This is a genomic window from Clostridium sp. CX1, from assembly GCF_025398335.1.
In the GTDB taxonomy this organism is placed as follows: Bacteria; Bacillota; Clostridia; order Clostridiales; family Clostridiaceae; genus Clostridium_AM; species Clostridium_AM tanneri.
This window is the reverse complement of the sequence record NZ_JAODOO010000016.1, coordinates 1-17,674: the sequence shown is the minus strand read 5'-3', so window position 1 is coordinate 17,674 and position 17,674 is coordinate 1. Positions and strand designations below refer to the sequence as shown.

Genomic DNA, 17,674 nt, shown 5'->3' with positions numbered 1-17,674 from the left:
AAGGTGAAAAATAGTAAAAACCAAAATATAGGATATGCACAGAGTTATAAGGAACAGCTTACAGCTAGAAGTTTAATAATTGGAGCTTTAGGTGCTTTCATAATCACTTTAAGTTCAATGTATGTTGCACTTAGAATGGGAGCCCTTCCTTGGCCAACGATATTTGTTGCAATCTTATCTATGGCGGTACTAAAGCCATTAGGAAAGACAAATTTAAACGAAATAAATGTTGCAGCTACCACTATGTCGGCAGGAGGGCTTGTAGCAGGGGGATTAGCATTTACCATACCTGGAATATGGATGATAAATAAAAATGCAGCAGTAAGTGTATTATCTTTGCTTATGGTCACTTTATCAGGAACCATTTTAGCAATAATCTTTACTGTTTTAATTAGAAAGTACTTTATTGAGAAGGAGCAATTGCCTTTTCCTATGGGGATTGCAGCAGCTCAGACCCTTGTCGCAGGTGATGAAGGTGGAAGCAAAGCCAAAACTCTATTTATAACATTAGGGATTACTGCAGTGTTTACAGCAATAAGGGATTATTTTGGAAAAATTCCTGCAGCTATAACTTCTTCTACTTTAGCAGCAAAAAATATATTCTTTGGTGTTTGGGTATCTCCGATGGCAGTAGGCATTGGATATATTATTGGACCATTATACATGGGAACCTGGTTTCTAGGAGCTGTGATTAGTTATTTCTTTCTAATTCCTGTAGGTATTTCACAGGGAATCTTTAAGGATGTAGCAGCAGCTACAGCTTTTAAAGATAGCCTAGGTATAGGATTTATAGTAGGGGCAGGCGTTGGAGTTCTTATAAAAGGTATACTTCCAAAGGCTAAAGAGTTATTTGCACCAATGCTTAAAGGTGAAACTGGCGACAACGGTATAAATTTAAAATGGGCTCCTATAGTTTTTGTAGTTATTGCTTTTATGCTTACAATTTTTACAGAAATGAGGCTTATTCCAAGTATTATTACAATATTAGGTGTTTGGGTCACAACTTCAATGGCAGCGACTATAACTGGTCAAACAGGTATAAACCCAATGGAAGTGTTCGGAATACTAATACTACTTTTAGTAAAAGCTTTAGTTAATGTTGGTCCTATAGAAGGTTTCTTAGTAGCTGGAGTTATTGCTGTTGCTTGTGGTCTTGCTGGTGACGCTTTACAGGATTATAAAGCAGGATTTATTCTTAAAACCTCACCAAAAGCTCAGCTTATAGCTCAGACTGTTGGGGGGCTAGTAGGTGCCTTTGTATCAGTAGCAGTTTTATTTGTTATGCATAAGGCTTATGGAAATATGGGACCAGGGACAGAACTGGTAGCACCACAAGCTTATGCAGTATCCACTATGGTTTCAGGATTGCCAAACTTTAATGCCTTTCTAGCTGGGCTTATTATAGGAACAATTTTATTCTTATTAAGAGTCCCTGTAATGACAGTAGGAATAGGAATATACTTACCTATGTATATTTCCACCGCCGCTTTTATTGGAGGACTGTTAAAATTCATAGTTCAAAAGGTAAAACCGGATTCAGATGAAGATGGACTGCTTGTATCATCGGGATTACTTGGTGGAGAGGGAATTACAGGAGTGTTAATTGCGCTTATTAAAGTATTTACCTTAGGGTAGAGTTGAGTGGTAAAATGATTTGAAGTAAAATATTAGTTGAAGTACTTTAATTTTATTTTGACAATGGATAGCAATGTCCATTGTCAATTATTTAAATTAACAAGTAGTAGGAGGAGTTTATGAAAGAAATTTTAGTAAATGAAATAAAAGGTATAAAGATTGGAAGTGCAGAGGACTTAAAGGCTCTTACAGGGTGTACTGTGGTTATTTGCGAAGCTGGAGCTACAGCTGGCGTTGATGTAAGAGGGGGATCACCAGGCACTCGAGAAACAGATCTGCTTAACCCAGTGAATATGGTAGATAGAATCCATGCCGTTACTCTTTCAGGAGGCAGTGCTTTTGGATTAGATGCATCTAGTGGGGTAATGCAATACTTAGAAGAAAAAAATATTGGTTTTGATGTAGCTGTTACAAAGGTACCTATAGTATGCTCTGCAGTACTATTTGATTTAGTTGCTGGAGATTATAAGGTAAGACCGGATAAGTCAATGGGCTATGCAGCATGTAGAAATGCAGAGCTCAACCAGTGCAGAGAAGGTAACGTTGGTGCAGGTACCGGTGCAACAGTGGGAAAAATTAATGGGCCTGAGTACTCCATGAAAGGTGGATTAGGGTGTTATGCCCTTCAAGTAGGAGATCTTCAGGTAGGTGTGGTTATTGCTGTTAACTGCCTTGGTGATGTGGTAGATCCTTTAACTGGGAAAATAATTGCAGGGGCATTAAATGAAGATAAAAGTACCTTTGTTGATACGGAAGAAGTAATGATTTCTAGATATTCTGAAAAGAGGAATCTATTTAGCGGCAATACAACTATTGGTGTAGTAGTTACCAATGGAAAATTTACAAAAGCGGAAATGAATAAAATAGCATCTATGGCCCATAATGGATATGGGAGGACTATGAGACCTGCTCACTCCATGTTTGATGGAGACACAATATTCGCTATGGCAACAGGAACGGTTGAAGCAGACCTTAGTGTTGTAGGATTACTTGCAGCAAGGGTGGTAGAGCAAGCTGTGTTAAGAGCAGTTAAGAATGCTGAATCTGTGTTAGCATATAAAGCATACAAAGATATGTAATGCATAACAAAAGTTTGGAGCACTGAATACCAGTGTTCAGTGCCTCAAATTTTTGTGTCGCATCATACCTATAAAGTAATGTACTAAAAAAAATGTATTATTTTTTTATATTTTGGATAAAATTATATCGAAAAGTAGTTGACAAGTATGACATAACTCATTATAATATATAAATGTGTGGTGAACAAAACAACACATTGGGATATCGCCAAGCGGTAAGGCACCAGACTTTGACTCTGGCATTCGTAGGTTCAAATCCTGCTATCCCAGCCAGATGGTTTACTAGCTCAGTCGGTAGAGCACATGACTTTTAATCATGGTGTCCGGGGTTCGATTCCCCGGTAAGCCACCAAAAGCAATTGAATAAAGATATTAATTTATAATATTCTGTTGCTAATTATAAATTAGATATGCAGGTGTGGCGGAATTGGCAGACGCACTAGACTTAGGATCTAGCGCCTTAGGCATGGGGGTTCGACTCCCTTCACCTGCACCATATTTAAACCATAATATTGGTACAATAGAAAGCTCTTGAAATCAAGGGCTTTTGCTGTTTTTTGGAGAAAAGCGAGTAGAAAATTTTAAGGTTTTAAGGTTTAATTTATAGATTTTTATAATTTCTATGCACACCCCTATGGATTTTAGATAAAGGGGTGTGCATTTTTGGCTTGAGGTGTGCACTTTTTAGCAGAAATAGAAATGGACTTTTATAAATAACTTTAGAGGATTAACTTGCTATTATTAGGATTCAGAGCGAATATATCACTACTAAATTAATATTTTGGAAGGAGAATTCGAAATGAATCAATACAAAGTAACAATTATACTGCGGACAAATCCTCAAAATGCAAATAAATTCATGGGAACACCGGGAAAGAAGCGTGTTGTTGGTTATTCACGAGTAGTTAAGGGAAGCGGCGCTGGTTTGCAAATCAGAAAAAACATCAGGCAGTTAATCAAAGACAAACCGTATTGGGAATTAGATTATGTAACAACCGACCATAAAAAGACCTGGAGCCAAGAGTCAACATGGAGTAGATTTCTTAACATATCTTCATGCTATAATGGGAAGATTGCCGGACAATATTGGAATAAGAAACTTTGTATTTAGAGAATATTTCAAATTTCAAACGATGTGTTTATTTTTGATTTTTGATGCTTCTGATATTATGGCAGGATTACATCCAATTGCTACAAGCTTATCTCTCTCGCCTTTATTTGTATAACGCTTTGACTCAGGAAAACCTTCATTATATGTTCTATAAGCAATAACATTTCCGGTGTATTCTTCATTTGACAATAAATTTTCTATGGTACACTTGCACCATTTAGTTCTATGAGTTGGGGATACTATAGCACAGTGCTCAAGCTCTTTGATAACTTCTATAATACTGGCTCCGCTTAGGTACATGTCGAAAATTTGTTTTACAACTTTAGCTTCATCTTTTTGAATTTGAAGATTGCTTTCATTGTTCTGATAATTCTGTTAGAGCTTTCTTCTTGAGCCAGGCCCTCTAACAAGGAGATTAAAAATGTATTTTTTCCGTCTTTAGTATGAATTTCCTCATTTTCAAAGTATACATCAACGTTACAGCTTCGCAATGTATTTAGGGCTTTTAAGGTCGCGGTTGAATTTCTCCCGAATCGACTTATACTTTTTGCTAGAATTATATCGATTTTACCGTTCTCGCTATCATGGATCATTCTCTGAAATTCACTGCGGTTAGTAGTATTACTTCCAGATTTTATATCTATGTAAATGTCTATTAGTCTCCAATTTACTTTTGCAGCAGTTAGTTGAGTAAGGTATGAAATTTGGTTTGCAAGGCTATCCAGCTGATCCTGGCTTCTAGTGCTAACACGGCAGTATATAGCCACAGGACATATTATTTTTGTGGAAGGGGAAATAACAGTTACTTTACGTTCATTTGGCATAACAAAGCCTCCAATATTTATCTTTTACGTAAAAAGAATTTAGCCTACTATAACTGAAAATTAATAAAATATATTTTACAAAAATATTATACCTAGAAGCTAGTAAATACAAGTGTTATATGAATTTTGTTTCAAAATTTTAGTTTAGCCTAATCTGTTCAAATAAGAACTATAATATTGATACAATAGAAAGGGGCTGTCGCAATAAGAAATTTACATACAATATATTGGTTTGCAGATTAATTACAAACACAATATGTTGTGAGTTTTATTCTTAGTGCGACAGCCCCTTCTTATATTAAATTATTTGATGTTTAATTTTACCCTTAATTTTTCTAACATATCCGTTGTCATTAGTGATAAATCATATTTTGCATTAAAGTCCCATTCTTCTCTTGCTGCACTATCGTCTATAGAATCTGGCCAAGAATTAGCAATTCCCTGTCTTATTGGGTCAACATTGTAACTAATTTCAAAGTTTGGTATATGATTTTTAATTTCAGCTGCCACCATTTCTGGCTCGATACTCATAGCTGTGATGTTGAAAGCGTTTCTATGAACAAGTTTCTTAGGATCTGCTTCCATAAGAGCAACTATAGCATTTAATGCATCTGGCATATACATCATATCCATATAAGTTCCCTTATCAATAAATGACGTATATTTGCCATTTTTCAATGCTTCATAATAAATATCTACTGCGTAGTCTGTTGTTCCGCCGCCAGGTAATGTTTCGTAGGATATAAGTCCTGGGAAACGTACTCCTCTGGTGTCAACTCCAAATCTTTTATAGTAGTAATCACAAAGAATTTCACCAGATACTTTAGTTACTCCATACATAGTTTGAGGACGCTGAATTGTGTCCTGAGGAGTTTTAACCTTTGGCGTTGAAGGTCCAAAGGCACCAATTGAGCTTGGAGTAAAGAAAGAGCAGTTTAGTTCCCTTGCTACTTCTAGGGCATTGAATAATCCTCCCATGTTAATTTCCCAAGCCAATACTGGTTTTGCTTCTGCAACTGCTGATAATAATGCGGCAAGATGTATTATGGTATCAGCATTATATTTCTTTGCTAATTCTGCCATAGCCTTTGGGTCAAGAACATCGAGTATTTCAAAGGGACCAGATTCAACTGCTGGCATACCTTCTAATCTTCTTATATCTGTTGCAATAACATTGTCGTTTCCGTAAATATTCCTCATATGCATAACTAACTCTGATCCAATCTGTCCTAATGATCCTGTTACTAATATTTTCTTCATCCTAGTTCCTCCTTAGATTAAATTCTTTGGTGTATTAATTACTTTATTATACCTAGCTTTCTTCCAACATTAGCGTATATTCCTAAACTATCATCTAACATTTGTTTAGTATGAGCAGCTGTTGGCATGTTTCTCACTCTAGCAGTGCCTAATGGTACTGTTGGAAATACTATTGCTTTAGCATAGACACCTTCATTAAATAATTCTCTGCTAAATTCTTGAGCTTTATCAGCATCCCCAATGATGCAAGGGGTAATTGGAGTTTCACTATGACCAATATCGAAGCCTAATTCTTGAAGACCTTTCTTTAGATACCTTCCGTTTTCCCATAGTCTATCAACAAGTTCTGTGCTTTCGCTCAGTATATTAATTGCTTCTATACATGCAGCTGCTGCACCTGGGGTCATAGAAGTTGAGAATAAGAATGGTCTTGCTCTGACTTTTAACCAATCAATTAAGTCTCTAGTTCCTGCTACATATCCGCCGACAACTCCGATAGCTTTTGATAGTGTTCCAATTTGGAAATCTATTTTACCAACTAGGTTATGGTGGGTTGCAGAACCAGAACCATTTTGGCCAAGTACACCGGAAGCGTGAGCATCATCAACATAGGTTATTAAATCAAATTCATCTGCTATTTTTACCATTTCAGGAAGTGGTGCTATATCACCATCCATGGAGAAAACGCCATCGGTAATAACCATTATTTTTTCATATTGCCCTAAATCTCTAGCTTCTTTAGCTTTTTTTCTTAGATCATCCATGTCAGCGTGCTCGAATCTAATAGTTTTAGAGCCTGAAAGACGACAGCCATCTATAATTGATGCATGATTTAAAGAATCAGATAGTATTGCATCATTTTTATTCATTACGGCAGAAATAGCTCCCATATTACAGTTGAATCCTGACTGAAAGGTTATAACTGCTTCTGTATGTTTGAACTTTGCAAGGGTTTCTTCTAATTGTTCATGAATGTCTAGAGTTCCATTTATTGTTCTTACAGCACCGGCACCAACTCCATATCTCTCTGTAGCCTTAATGCTAGCTTCCATCATCCTTTCATTGTTAGCTAAGCCTAAATAGTTATTTGATGAAAGGTTGATTAGCCTTTTGCCGTTAACCTCAATAATTGGTCCATTGGCACCTATTATTGTGTTTATCTCATTGTAAAGACCTTTATTTTTTAAATCATTTAGATTTTCTGTTAAAAAATTTTGCAGTGCCTTACTTCCCATAGATTTACCTCCTTGAAACTTAAATTAAGCCAATAATTACTGCTTAAGTTAGTCTAAATTATATTTTATATTTGACAAAAAATAACTGTAGGTCAACTTAACCTTTTCGGTCATTAATAGAATTCCTCTTTTTCTTACTAATCATGCGTGAATACTTGATTATTTTTTCTGTAAATCATAAAAAATATTTTTTCCTTATAATAAGGGGCTGTCGCAATAAAAAATTTACATACAATATATTGGTTTGCAGATTAATTACAAACACAATATGTTGTGAGTTTTATTCCTAGTGCGACAGCCCCTTTTAGTGTTTTTTGGAGAAAAGTGAGTAGGAAATTTTAAGGTTTTGAAGTTGAATTTATAGATTTTTACAATTTGTATGCACACCCTTATGGATTTTAGATAAAGGGGTGTGCATTTTTAGCGGAAATGACTAAGGAAATACAAAAGCGAATTCCAGTAGTTTTGATGACTGTAAGCACATATGTTCCCATATACACAGCACGTGGAGACCGTAGTAAGGCTAGAAAGGAAACACAGTTAGAGCCTTGAATATCAAAGCTTAATAAAATTTATATGTTCCCTTAAACGTACTTAGGAGACAAAGAACCATGGCTATAGCTGGTTTTACAGATCATGGACCATTTATATGGGATATTAGGTATGATAGTGAAAGTATAACAGGAATATATAGAGCTGGATAAGTAGCTATAAATAAAGCCTCCCTAAGATATATCCTAGGAGGCTTTATAAGCGTAGGCTTACAGATTATAGGAATATGGGTTGATTATCTCTACAAGATCCTCTTCAAAAATTAAATATTGCTTATTACCGTTTAACTTGAAATTTGAAGGTATCAAGCTTATGTCTGCCCTATTAAGAGAGTAAATCTTAGTGTCAGTTACAAGAACTAAGGTACAATCTTCGCTGCTTGGTTTAGCGAGAAGAGCATCAATTATTGACTTCATAGGCCCCCAAAATCCCCTATCAGAATCAGAATTACGCATTTTAAAATAGTACTCCTTTAGTGGGACAAAATTAGAATCACATACTGTAAATCTGTTAGAGTTTGTTGCCTCCTCTACAATTAGACCTAGCGAAGAAAACTCGTCTCTTAGAAATTCTACAACTGCTGGTTTTACCATTTATATTTCCTCCTCATATAATAAATATTTTATGATTTTATTATAAGGTAGTTTATATATGGTGGCTAATTTGCAAAGGGGCCTAAAAGGTTTGCAGACATTTTGTTTATTTTGATACGTTATAAAAACTTTTCTATGACGTTTCTAGTATTGTTTCTGATTTTATTTCTGAATTAGCTATAAAGTTTCTGTTTTGCTATATTATTTATAGATATTTTGTTTCATCGAAGTTTCTAATTAGTTGAATAGCTTTTATAGCGCTAATGTGTCTCTCAAGCGTATTAAGATAAATTTCTAGAAGTTCAGGCTTTATCTCTTTATAGTCAGAACTCTTTAAACTACGCATAATATCTCGGCATTGATTTACTCTGTGCTCCGCAGAATTAATATCCTTACGTTTTAAAAATATTGCATATGCAACAAGCGTGAGAAATTCACTATTATATGTATCTTTAGCTTCATCAGGCATAGTGTAATTATTATTCTTAACTTGAATAATAAAGGATTGGATTTTTTGTCTCAACACACTTTCTTCCATACTTTCGCAATAATCATCTTCACTATTTTTGTAGAGTAACATTTGTTTTTCGCCTCTTAAGATATTTATATTAATATGAGTTTTTTCTGCTATTTCGCCAAACTTAATTCTATTGTTAGCTCTTCCGGTACATAATGACTCCCATAGGTGATTAGTTATTGTTTTAATATCTTTTTTAAAATCCTCTTGTGCTCCTAACCCTGTTAATACTTCTTTAAAAAAAATGCCGAAATTAACTTTATGCTTCGGATTTATCGGCTGTCCTGGCATATGGTATCACTCCTTTATTGTTAATAATAACTTTGCAGTATGGGGCTTTAACTTGTAAGTGCAGAAAAGACTAAGCTATATTATTTTAGCCTACAAGCTCGACTATCTTGTCATCTATGCAAGCCTTGATGGAAAGGGTATTAATTATAATTCACAATACTGCTGTAAAATAACTTTATAAAAATTATAACATCTTCAATGGCCTTATTAAACAGAGCTGTATTATATTGTTTAAGTAATCCCGCTTTTAAACCTCTGCTTAATATTTCCATCAGTATAATATTCAATTCCGTCCATAAAGGACTTTTGTTTTTCAAATAGAGGGTAACCTGTTGGGCTACGTTTAAAGTGAAAAGAACCTTCGTACCATAGACCTCCAGATTTATAAAATAATTTACCCGAAACAAAATATTTAGGACCATAATAAGTTCTGGGGCCTCTATTATATTCTCCTATAAATTTAATGTTTTCGTCTTCGTAGTATTCAGTACCATACTCAATAAACCAGTCGTTACCAAAGTGACCTTCCATATGTTTATTACTATTCTTAAAATATTTAATGCCTTGTTCAGATGGAATAAGCTCTCTTGTAGAACCTTCAAACATTGCAGAACCCTCATAAAGTAGTTCACTAGAGGGATGATATATTCCTGTAAGTTTTACTGCATCATTCATAGACAATATCACCTTCAATCTTCATAATAATTGTCATAATTAAAGCACTTATTCCATTGGTTGCACTTGTAAAGCTTGAGGTTTTCATCAAAAGTAAAGTCATTCTTGTCCTCCCATTCGTTACATACAACACAATGAGCAAGAGTTTTTATGGAGATATAATTATCATTGTAATCTAGCTCTTCAGGCTGTTTTTCATCGTACAAGGATTTAAAATAATTGAGGCTTCTAATGTATATATTTTTTATGTTTTCAGCTTCTTCCAGTGTATTTACGCAGAGTTTATCTTTAAAACAGCCAAGATCCTGTGAATCATAATCATATACATTTTCACAAGAAATACCTGACATTCTACTTTCAAAGAATCTAAAAATCATTTCGGCAAGTTCATCGCCAAACAACTGTACTAAGGAATCCCAGTAAATAATAACTGCTAGTTTTTGCTCTAATTTTCTTCCTATAAATATGTTGTGAATTTTACTATATAACTGATTAAGAACTGGGGCTAGAAGAATTAATTGCCTCTTATAAAAAAGTCCTTCATCATCCCCGTAAGTTTCCAGAATGAGAGAATGGGATAATTCATCAATCTCATTTTCCAAATCTAATCTATCTTCAAGAGCTGCAATATTATCAATGCGAGCTTCAATATCTCTTATACTGTCCATAAAATTAAAATACTCATAAGAGTATGGCCTGTTCATCGCGGAATCAGGTACACACTCAAAGCTGCAATATTTTTTCTTACTTGAATAGGTTATATAGGGTTGATTATTAAATTTCTTTTTACAATGGTTACAGGTATACATAAAAGCATCTCCCTTTAATTTATATTAGTAATAATTTTTTCTATACTGATAACATACACATGGATTTTTCTTTTTTGCACGAGAATTAATTTGTTGTTCATACTACCTAAAAATAAATTTTAAAAATGAATCTATATTTCACTTGAAAAAGTAGTTCTGTTATGGCAAAGTATCAATAATGTTATAGATACTTAAATGATTTATATTCATGAACTTATAGGATTATTTTTTGAGATGTTAATTTATTAAAATTAATTTTGGGGGTGGTCTTTAAATAATTATTTGTGATAAAATATATAATTGACTAGCATTAAATGAACGGCCATATACTAGGAGGTATAAAGTGATAAAAGTAGAGTATAAAGATTTAGATACATTTTATAATGAAGAAAGCAAAATAAGAAACATTTTTAACTTTGATGATATTGATTTAAGTGATAAGGATAGATTAAGTGATCCCATATTTAAATCAGTAGGTTACCCGAGTAAAATATTTTATAAAAATATTCAACCTTTTATTGAGGCATATACTGAAGAGGGTGGAATAGTAATAGATTCATGCGCAGGAAGTGGTTCAGCGGGCATTGCATCTCTTCTTACTAATAGAAAATGTATATTAATTGACGGAAGCCCAAATGCAATAAATATGGCGTATAATCTTATAAATTATATTGATATGAAAAAGCTAGATAAGGTATACAAAAAGTTAATTTCAGATTTAGAAGATGAAATCAACGATATTTATTTTACTAAAACTAGTGATGGGTTTTCAGGTTATGCAGAAGTAATAATTGCAAGTAATATATACGCATGTCCAACTTGTAATAAAGAAATAATATTATATAAAAACCAGACAGGCACAAGGTCGGAATATAAATGCACTAAGTGTGATACTGTAATTAATATAAGCAAAAAAGAAGTTAAAGATAGGCAAGTGGATAAAAGAAGACCTGTTGAAGTGACCATTAAAGTTACAGATAAAAATGCTACTAAAACTAAGGAAGTAAGAGCAATTACCCAGGAAGATGTTGATTTATGGGAAGAGAAACTAAGCGAGTACAATAAGAAGTACGATCACTATTGGTCACCACAGGAGAAAATTGTTTATAATCGTTCTTATCCTAGAGTTGGTGGCTGGCCAGGTTTTCCGATAGATTCTACTGTAAGTGATTTATTCCCAGCTAAGAATTTGCTAGCCTTGAAAATAATTAATCACTACATAGAAAATAATATAGAGGACAAAGATATAAAATCATTCATAAAATTTATGTTTTTAGAAACCCTTTTTAGAACTAGTAGTAGATTGTTTACAGCATCAGGTATAAAAAATGTATATCATATACCACCTGTTGGTAAGGAGCAAAATGTATTAACTGTTTTCAAAAGAAAGTATAGAGATATAACTAAAGGTAAGAATTTTCTTCAAGAAATGTTAAATAAAGAACTCGTTGAAAATAATATAAGAATTATAAAGGGAAATGCTCAAGAAATAGGTGTACGTTCAAATTCGGTTGACTATGCATTCATAGACCCACCTTATGGAGGTATGGTACCATACGCAGAGTTAAATTTATTTTATAGTGCATGGTTAAATGAGAAGGAAGACTTGGAAAACGAAATTATTATTCCAATGGATTTTGAAAAAAAAGACGAATATGTTAAGTTGTGGGGAAGGTATATTGAAAATGCGTTTGGCGAAGTTTATAGAGTTTTAAGGCCAGGGGCATATTTTACTATAGTATTCCATAGTACATTCAATAATATTTGGAATGAACTTAAAAGCATTATGATTGAGAGACTAGGATTTGAGTTCGTAAATATTATTGAAAATGAAAGGGGAACAACCTTCCACACCAATCATATTAATGATACAAATCCAGTTAGTGCATTTATTACTTATAGAAAACCTGAAAATGAATATGCAATTACAAAGGACAGCTTATCAGACGAGTCAATATTTAAATTTTTTGATAAGGACATTTTAAAAGAAGGTAAATCATATAGAGAGATACAGTCAAAAATTATATTTCTGGCACATGAAAATGCTATATCCATACCTACTGAATATGAAATTAAAAAATGGTTGGATGACATATGTGAATATAATGATGGAATATATACTATTAAGAAGTAAATTTATTTTACACAACAAAACCCACATAAAATATGCGGGTTTTGTTTTTTTATGCTGCTTATTTTTAGTTTATAAAATATTTAACAGTCAAGAAATCTGCACCAAAAAGAGTTCTAAGTTCTGTAAGTATTTTAACATCAGGTAAAGGTTTTGATGGATCATCATAATATTTTTGCGCTGCAAGCATATTAGTGGTAGCATTTTCTTTGTCGTTACTAAATAAGAAGCTATAGTATGGTAGGTCAATAACTTCTATATTAGAACGATCGGTGAATTTAACAACCGAAAATGCTTCAAGTATGTTAAGAATGAATGGTAATCTTCTTTTAGCCCCTTCCTCAGAATCTTGCTCAATTCCATTCATATCAAAATACTGTTTAACAAATGGACTATTAAAGTAGTTTGAATAAATATCGCCTCGTGAAAAATTTTTCTTATTTTTATTTTCATGGAATAGATATTTAAGCATATGTTTTACCGCATCCATATTGAAGAATACCCTTTGTAACTGCTGTTTTACATCAGAAGGAAGGGATTTGACAAAATCATTGAAATATTGTGCATCGTGAGCCATCTCCCAGGTTAAATCCTTAGCGCTATTAAATGAATAAAAGTCAGCATCGGTAACATATTTGTTTAATGCATCATATAATAGGATACCTTCAGATGTTAGATGAGTGAAAGTTGTTGCATCTACGTCAGTTGATGGATTTCTATCATCAAATATAAAGCCAAGTTCCATACAAGCCCAAACCTTGTATCTTGTTTGTCTTCCAAGTTTGGTTACAGGAGTGTCTGTTGGAGCATAGATGCCCGGACTTACTAAATCTGTAGAGATACCATCCCCAAGAGTTTTAATAACATAAAAAATATGACCGAGATGTGTTCCTTGAGGATAATGATAACTAGCTAGTGTAGCTTCTCCTATTTCTGAGATAAATTTACTCCAAGATCCAAATAGATTTCTATATACTGAAACTTTATATTTACTTATATCTTCTGCGTTGATATCATCTTGTGAAGGCTTCCTCTTAATCTTTTCTTTTACTTCGTAATAATTATCAACGAGATCTTGCTTTGTAGTTTCACGATTTTCATCCTCAATTTTTCTAAATAGCTCTTCAACGGATTCATCAAAGTTGACCTCGCAACCAAGAGGCCACTCAATAAAGTCTTTTGTACCAAAACCTTTACCAGATGAACAACCACCGCCAGATGAGTCTGAACCACCTTTACCGCCCTTAATAAAATCCTTAATTCTTTCGACATTTTTGAAGTTCCCAATGAAATCCAATACCGTAACATGAGTTTTGTATGGATTTAATCTTAAACCTCTACCTAACTGCTGTATGAATATTGTTTTTGATTCTGTAGGTCTTAAGAATAGGAGTGCTTCTATATCAGGAAAATCAACACCTTCATTAAATACGTCAACTGTAAAAAGTATTTGAATATTGTTATCTCTAAAGTCTTGTATATAAGCTTGTCTTAGTTCATCAGATAGCCTACTTTTATTGCTATGGATTGCTTCTGCTGATATGCCTTTATCTTTAAAGAATTTAGCCATAGAAATTGCATGGTCAATGTTAACACAGAAACCAATAGCCTTTTTATCGCTTGCATATTCAATGTATTTATCATAAATTGCTTGATTTCTTTCAGGAATATCAAGTTTGCGTCCTAGGTCAGCAACATCATATTTTATACCATTATGTTTAATTTTGGTATAATCTATATCATCCTTAAGACCATAATAGATAAATCCAGATAAATAGCCAGATTCAATTGCTTCCTTTTGAAGTAGTTCATAATAAATGTTATAGTCAAATAGCTCAAGAATATCAGCCCTATCTTGTCTTTCAGGGGTAGCTGTTAAACCAACCATATAAGTTGGAGTGAAATAATCAATTATTTTTGTATAAGTAGTACATGCAGAGTGATGAACTTCATCTATTAAAATTAACTGGAAATCATTCGGAGAAAATAATTGTATATTTCCATCTCTATAAAGAGTATCTTTAGAAGCAAATATAACTTGTGCTGTTGTATTTTTTTCATCAGCATTAAAAAAGCCCTTTGTAGCTTCAGGCCATACCTCATTAAACTTATTGTATGCTTCCTGTAGGATATCATTTCTGTGAACGACAAAAAGAGTTTTAACATTTAACCTTTTAGCATCCAAAGCAGCTAAAATAGTTTTGCCCATACCTGTAGGCATTATTATTACACCTTTGTTAACATTTGAATTTCTATAGTATTCAATATCATCAAGGGCTGTTTGCTGCGGAAATGTAGGTTTAAAGCTATCCTTGTTAAGAAAATATGGATTAATCTGAGGGTCACTTCTAAAAGCCCTTCTTAATGTATCTATACAAAGACCAGGGTTTGTTCTAATCTGATTGTATGAAAATCTGATAAGTAACCAGCCATTTAATATAAGATCGTTTTGCTTTATAAGCAAATCATCAAAATATTCAGGGGTTACTCTTAAGGCACCTTCAGCGTGGTAGGTGTAACCATCAATTTCAATACAGTACTTATAGCGGTTTGTTTTAATTGTAAAGTCAAGCTTACGCTTTTTGAATTGAGAATCTTCCATGGGCGTCTGGACATCTAAGTAATCAAGTCCATTTTCACCAGCATATATATAGAAAATATCTTCAACGAATGTTTTTTCAATGTCATTCATTTTATGCCCATTTTCTTCTAAGAAGCTTAGCAATTCCATAATATAACATTCCTCCTTTTGTTCAACATTAAATAAATATGTGATACAATATAATGATATCACAATTTACATAATAAATGTACAAATTGGACTTACTAGGATGGGTGAAAAATGGAAAAACACTTAGATAATGAATTTACGTTTCATATTCCTTTGATTAAAGATACACTAGAATTGTTGAAAGAACTTCCAGATGAATCCGTACAACTTGTTATAGCTGATCCGCCCTATAATATTGATATTGAGGAATGGGATAAATATGAAAATTATTTAGAGTGGGCAAAAGAATGGATTCATGAGGTTTATAGGGTTTTGAAGAAGACAGGAAACTTTGTACTATTTGGAGGTTTTCAATTTGAGAGTGCTGAAAGAGGAGACCTGATGGATTTAGTGTACTATATTAGGAAGAATACCAAATTAAAGCTTGTTAATGTTATTATATGGTACTATAAAAATGGAATTACAGCTAGAAGGTTTTTTGCAAACAGGCATGAGGAAATCATATGGTTTGCTAAAACAAATAAATACATATTTAACCTAGATGATGTGAGAATTAAATATAATCAAGAGACAGTAGACCTTTATAAAAGAGACAAAAGGCTAAATGTTGAGAATTTATACAAGGGCAAAAATCCTACAAATGTATGGGAAATCTCTAGACTCAATAGTAACTCCAAGGAAAGAGTGGGGCACCCTACACAAAAACCTGAAAAGATTATAGAGAGAATAGTAAAATCTATGAGTAATGAAGGTGACATAGTTTTAGACATTTTTGCAGGGTCAGGTATTAGTACTAGAGTTTGTATTAATAATAGAAGAAATTCTATTTCCTGTGATAGTGATCCCAAATTTATGAAATATCTTGGTCTGCAACTAGATAAGATTTCTGAAGATAATAAATATGTCTTATTGGATAATTTAGACGATATTTTTGTTAACGGGTATAAATAAAGTAGCAAGTAATATGGTTTGTAATTTACAGATTTGTCATAATGTGATAATATTTTACTGAGTAATTAAGTGTATAAAATGTTTAATAAATTGATTTTTCAGTATGTACCATTATTTTGGCAGTTTTGCTTTACTGTATAAAGAAATATAATGATTGGGGGGGAGAAATATGAACCTTAGTAATAGACATTCCCAGTGCCTTGAAGCACTAAAGGTTTTAGGAAATGCAACAGCTAGGGAAGTGGCAGAATACATGTATAATAAAGGATACACAAAAGTATTAGAAAGAAATATAGCTCATCCAAGGTTAAATGAATTGGAATCGGAAGGATATATAAAGGTAGTTGGAACAAAATTTGATACACTTACAGAAAGAGATGTATTTGTTTACGAAAGAATTAAATAGTGTTTATATTCTTAAAGTTTAAAAGATACATATATGTTATTAATAAGCACTTATGTACCTTTTAAACTTTAATGAAAATATAAAGCAACCTATTAAATCTATGGTCTTAAAGGCTCTAAAAGTATTAAAATAAAAGTGTTCCAGTATAAGATTGTGCTGGAATATTTTTTGTTAAAAAGGTATATCATCCTCATCAATTATAGATTGCTGAACAGGATGGTAAAAATCATCCATACATGCAATCCTAACATAATTAATATTTATATTGAATTCAGCTTCAGCTTTTTCTCTTATTAACTCCAGATAGGCATCTTTCAAAAGGCGATCCTTATATGTGGCATTAGCAGCATAAATTACAAGTGTGTCGCCGCAAATTCTACCAGATGAACCTTCTAATAATGTATATAAAAAGTGGTAGTTTTCAGCATCAAGACTGAAGCCTAGAAACTCCCAGTTATTTATATCTTCATTAGCGCCTGTGCCTCCGCCAATATCATCTTCAAATTCCATCTTATTAAGGAATGTTTCTCTAACTACATCCCACTCTTTAAGTAGACTATGAAACTTACGTGTAGATAATTAATGGAGTTTCGGTCATCATTAATTTCGCTAAACCTGAATTTAGCGAAGAAATATTTGTTTTTTAGTTTCCATAAAATTATTTTTAATTCGGCATTAGGTATTTTCGGTGGATTATTTTGAACAACATAGGTAAATTATTGTAATTACTAAATAAATCGTATATTATTATGTATAATAGAGACATGACTTGAAATTACAAAATTACTTTTTATTCGGGTATGAATGCCTAAATCATGACAATCTGTACAAATAATATTCAACTTAATTTGACGTGATATACTAAAGTTGTAAT

Annotated in this window: 16 protein-coding genes, 3 tRNA genes and 1 pseudogene; 10 read left to right on the top strand and 10 right to left on the bottom strand. The window is 33.0% G+C overall.

The genetic code is table 11. From position 1 onward, the window contains the following. Positions 1-3 precede the first annotated feature (3 nt). The 6 genes from N4T77_RS15775 (at position 4) to N4T77_RS15750 (ending at position 3,825) form a co-directional block, all read left to right on the top strand. On the top strand, positions 4-1,635 hold the full coding sequence (locus N4T77_RS15775; protein WP_261672796.1) for an OPT/YSL family transporter: 1,632 nt from the start codon (positions 4-6) through the stop codon (positions 1,633-1,635). Positions 1,636-1,754: 119 nt separating this feature from the next. Next, on the top strand, positions 1,755-2,714 hold the full coding sequence (locus N4T77_RS15770; RefSeq protein WP_261672795.1) for a P1 family peptidase: 960 nt from the start codon (positions 1,755-1,757) through the stop codon (positions 2,712-2,714). Between the two features lie 198 nt (positions 2,715-2,912). Continuing rightward, positions 2,913-2,987: transfer RNA gene (locus N4T77_RS15765), tRNA-Gln, on the top strand. A gap of 3 nt (positions 2,988-2,990) precedes the next feature. Further along, positions 2,991-3,066, top strand: a tRNA-Lys gene (locus tag N4T77_RS15760). Positions 3,067-3,126: 60 nt separating this feature from the next. Continuing rightward, a tRNA-Leu gene (locus N4T77_RS15755) sits at positions 3,127-3,210 on the top strand. Between the two features lie 303 nt (positions 3,211-3,513). Next, positions 3,514-3,825 (top strand): hypothetical protein, encoded by a 312-nt coding sequence (locus tag N4T77_RS15750; RefSeq protein ID WP_261672794.1) that lies wholly within the window; start codon positions 3,514-3,516, stop codon positions 3,823-3,825. A gap of 15 nt (positions 3,826-3,840) precedes the next feature. Here N4T77_RS15750 and N4T77_RS15745 read toward each other — a convergent pair whose 3' ends face one another. From N4T77_RS15745 to N4T77_RS15730, 4 genes are all read right to left on the bottom strand, one after another. Then, positions 3,841-4,125 (bottom strand): recombinase family protein, encoded by a 285-nt coding sequence (locus tag N4T77_RS15745; protein WP_261672793.1) that lies wholly within the window; start codon positions 4,123-4,125, stop codon positions 3,841-3,843. Between the two features lie 14 nt (positions 4,126-4,139). Beyond that, positions 4,140-4,649 (bottom strand): recombinase family protein, encoded by a 510-nt coding sequence (locus N4T77_RS15740; protein ID WP_261672792.1) that lies wholly within the window; start codon positions 4,647-4,649, stop codon positions 4,140-4,142. Between the two features lie 303 nt (positions 4,650-4,952). Beyond that, positions 4,953-5,909 (bottom strand): L-threonine 3-dehydrogenase, encoded by a 957-nt coding sequence (locus N4T77_RS15735; protein WP_261672791.1) that lies wholly within the window; start codon positions 5,907-5,909, stop codon positions 4,953-4,955. 38 nt (positions 5,910-5,947) lie between these two features. Next, positions 5,948-7,144: a glycine C-acetyltransferase gene (locus tag N4T77_RS15730; protein ID WP_261672790.1), complete on the bottom strand. Its 1,197-nt coding sequence runs from the start codon at positions 7,142-7,144 to the stop codon at positions 5,948-5,950. A gap of 429 nt (positions 7,145-7,573) precedes the next feature. On the opposite strand from N4T77_RS15730, the gene N4T77_RS15725 reads away from it, so the two are divergent. Next, positions 7,574-7,696, top strand: coding sequence for a hypothetical protein (locus tag N4T77_RS15725; protein WP_261672789.1), 123 nt, complete (start codon positions 7,574-7,576; stop codon positions 7,694-7,696). Positions 7,697-7,905: 209 nt separating this feature from the next. Here N4T77_RS15725 and N4T77_RS15720 read toward each other — a convergent pair whose 3' ends face one another. From N4T77_RS15720 to N4T77_RS15705, 4 genes are all read right to left on the bottom strand, one after another. Then, positions 7,906-8,289, bottom strand: a complete 384-nt coding sequence (locus N4T77_RS15720; protein ID WP_261672788.1) for a hypothetical protein — start codon at positions 8,287-8,289, stop codon at positions 7,906-7,908. A gap of 205 nt (positions 8,290-8,494) precedes the next feature. After that, positions 8,495-9,097 carry a hypothetical protein gene (locus tag N4T77_RS15715; protein ID WP_261672787.1) on the bottom strand — a complete coding sequence of 201 codons (603 nt, stop codon included), beginning with the start codon at positions 9,095-9,097 and terminating at the stop codon, positions 8,495-8,497. A 231-nt stretch (positions 9,098-9,328) separates the two neighbouring features. Further along, positions 9,329-9,772, bottom strand: coding sequence for a hypothetical protein (locus N4T77_RS15710; RefSeq protein ID WP_261672786.1), 444 nt, complete (start codon positions 9,770-9,772; stop codon positions 9,329-9,331). 14 nt (positions 9,773-9,786) lie between these two features. Then, on the bottom strand, positions 9,787-10,581 hold the full coding sequence (locus N4T77_RS15705) for a hypothetical protein (protein WP_261672785.1): 795 nt from the start codon (positions 10,579-10,581) through the stop codon (positions 9,787-9,789). A gap of 331 nt (positions 10,582-10,912) precedes the next feature. Here N4T77_RS15705 and N4T77_RS15700 point away from each other — a divergent pair. Beyond that, a pseudogene (locus tag N4T77_RS15700) lies at positions 10,913-12,715 on the top strand (DNA methyltransferase); the annotation flags it as partial. 64 nt (positions 12,716-12,779) lie between these two features. Here N4T77_RS15700 and N4T77_RS15695 read toward each other — a convergent pair. Next, on the bottom strand, positions 12,780-15,443 hold the full coding sequence (locus N4T77_RS15695) for a DEAD/DEAH box helicase (RefSeq protein ID WP_261672784.1): 2,664 nt from the start codon (positions 15,441-15,443) through the stop codon (positions 12,780-12,782). 111 nt (positions 15,444-15,554) lie between these two features. Between N4T77_RS15695 and N4T77_RS15690 the strand changes: the two genes are divergently transcribed. Both N4T77_RS15690 and N4T77_RS15685 read left to right on the top strand, forming a co-directional pair. Continuing rightward, positions 15,555-16,394: a site-specific DNA-methyltransferase gene (locus N4T77_RS15690; RefSeq protein ID WP_261672783.1), complete on the top strand. Its 840-nt coding sequence runs from the start codon at positions 15,555-15,557 to the stop codon at positions 16,392-16,394. A gap of 169 nt (positions 16,395-16,563) precedes the next feature. Beyond that, positions 16,564-16,800: a hypothetical protein gene (locus N4T77_RS15685; protein ID WP_261672782.1), complete on the top strand. Its 237-nt coding sequence runs from the start codon at positions 16,564-16,566 to the stop codon at positions 16,798-16,800. Between the two features lie 171 nt (positions 16,801-16,971). On the opposite strand, the gene N4T77_RS15680 is transcribed toward N4T77_RS15685, so the two are convergent. Beyond that, entirely contained in the window at positions 16,972-17,310 is a 339-nt protein-coding gene (locus N4T77_RS15680) for a hypothetical protein (RefSeq protein WP_261672781.1), read from the bottom strand. Between the last annotated feature and the right edge of the window lie 364 nt (positions 17,311-17,674).

What these genes read in the sequence shown, in the direction of transcription:
- N4T77_RS15770 (WP_261672795.1), top strand. Translation starts at nt 1,755, where the DNA reads ATGAAAGAAATTTTAGTAAATGAAATAAAAGGTATAAAGATTGGAAGT.
- N4T77_RS15750 (WP_261672794.1), top strand. Translation starts at nt 3,514, where the DNA reads ATGAATCAATACAAAGTAACAATTATACTGCGGACAAATCCTCAAAAT.
- N4T77_RS15745 (WP_261672793.1), bottom strand. Translation starts at nt 4,125, where the DNA reads ATGTACCTAAGCGGAGCCAGTATTATAGAAGTTATCAAAGAGCTTGAG.
- N4T77_RS15740 (WP_261672792.1), bottom strand. Translation starts at nt 4,649, where the DNA reads ATGCCAAATGAACGTAAAGTAACTGTTATTTCCCCTTCCACAAAAATA.
- N4T77_RS15735 (WP_261672791.1), bottom strand. Translation starts at nt 5,909, where the DNA reads ATGAAGAAAATATTAGTAACAGGATCATTAGGACAGATTGGATCAGAG.
- N4T77_RS15730 (WP_261672790.1), bottom strand. Translation starts at nt 7,144, where the DNA reads ATGGGAAGTAAGGCACTGCAAAATTTTTTAACAGAAAATCTAAATGAT.
- N4T77_RS15725 (WP_261672789.1), top strand. Translation starts at nt 7,574, where the DNA reads ATGACTAAGGAAATACAAAAGCGAATTCCAGTAGTTTTGATGACTGTA.
- N4T77_RS15720 (WP_261672788.1), bottom strand. Translation starts at nt 8,289, where the DNA reads ATGGTAAAACCAGCAGTTGTAGAATTTCTAAGAGACGAGTTTTCTTCG.
- N4T77_RS15715 (WP_261672787.1), bottom strand. Translation starts at nt 9,097, where the DNA reads ATGCCAGGACAGCCGATAAATCCGAAGCATAAAGTTAATTTCGGCATT.
- N4T77_RS15710 (WP_261672786.1), bottom strand. Translation starts at nt 9,772, where the DNA reads ATGAATGATGCAGTAAAACTTACAGGAATATATCATCCCTCTAGTGAA.
- N4T77_RS15705 (WP_261672785.1), bottom strand. Translation starts at nt 10,581, where the DNA reads ATGTATACCTGTAACCATTGTAAAAAGAAATTTAATAATCAACCCTAT.
- N4T77_RS15695 (WP_261672784.1), bottom strand. Translation starts at nt 15,443, where the DNA reads ATGGAATTGCTAAGCTTCTTAGAAGAAAATGGGCATAAAATGAATGAC.
- N4T77_RS15690 (WP_261672783.1), top strand. Translation starts at nt 15,555, where the DNA reads ATGGAAAAACACTTAGATAATGAATTTACGTTTCATATTCCTTTGATT.
- N4T77_RS15685 (WP_261672782.1), top strand. Translation starts at nt 16,564, where the DNA reads ATGAACCTTAGTAATAGACATTCCCAGTGCCTTGAAGCACTAAAGGTT.
- N4T77_RS15680 (WP_261672781.1), bottom strand. Translation starts at nt 17,310, where the DNA reads ATGGAATTTGAAGATGATATTGGCGGAGGCACAGGCGCTAATGAAGAT.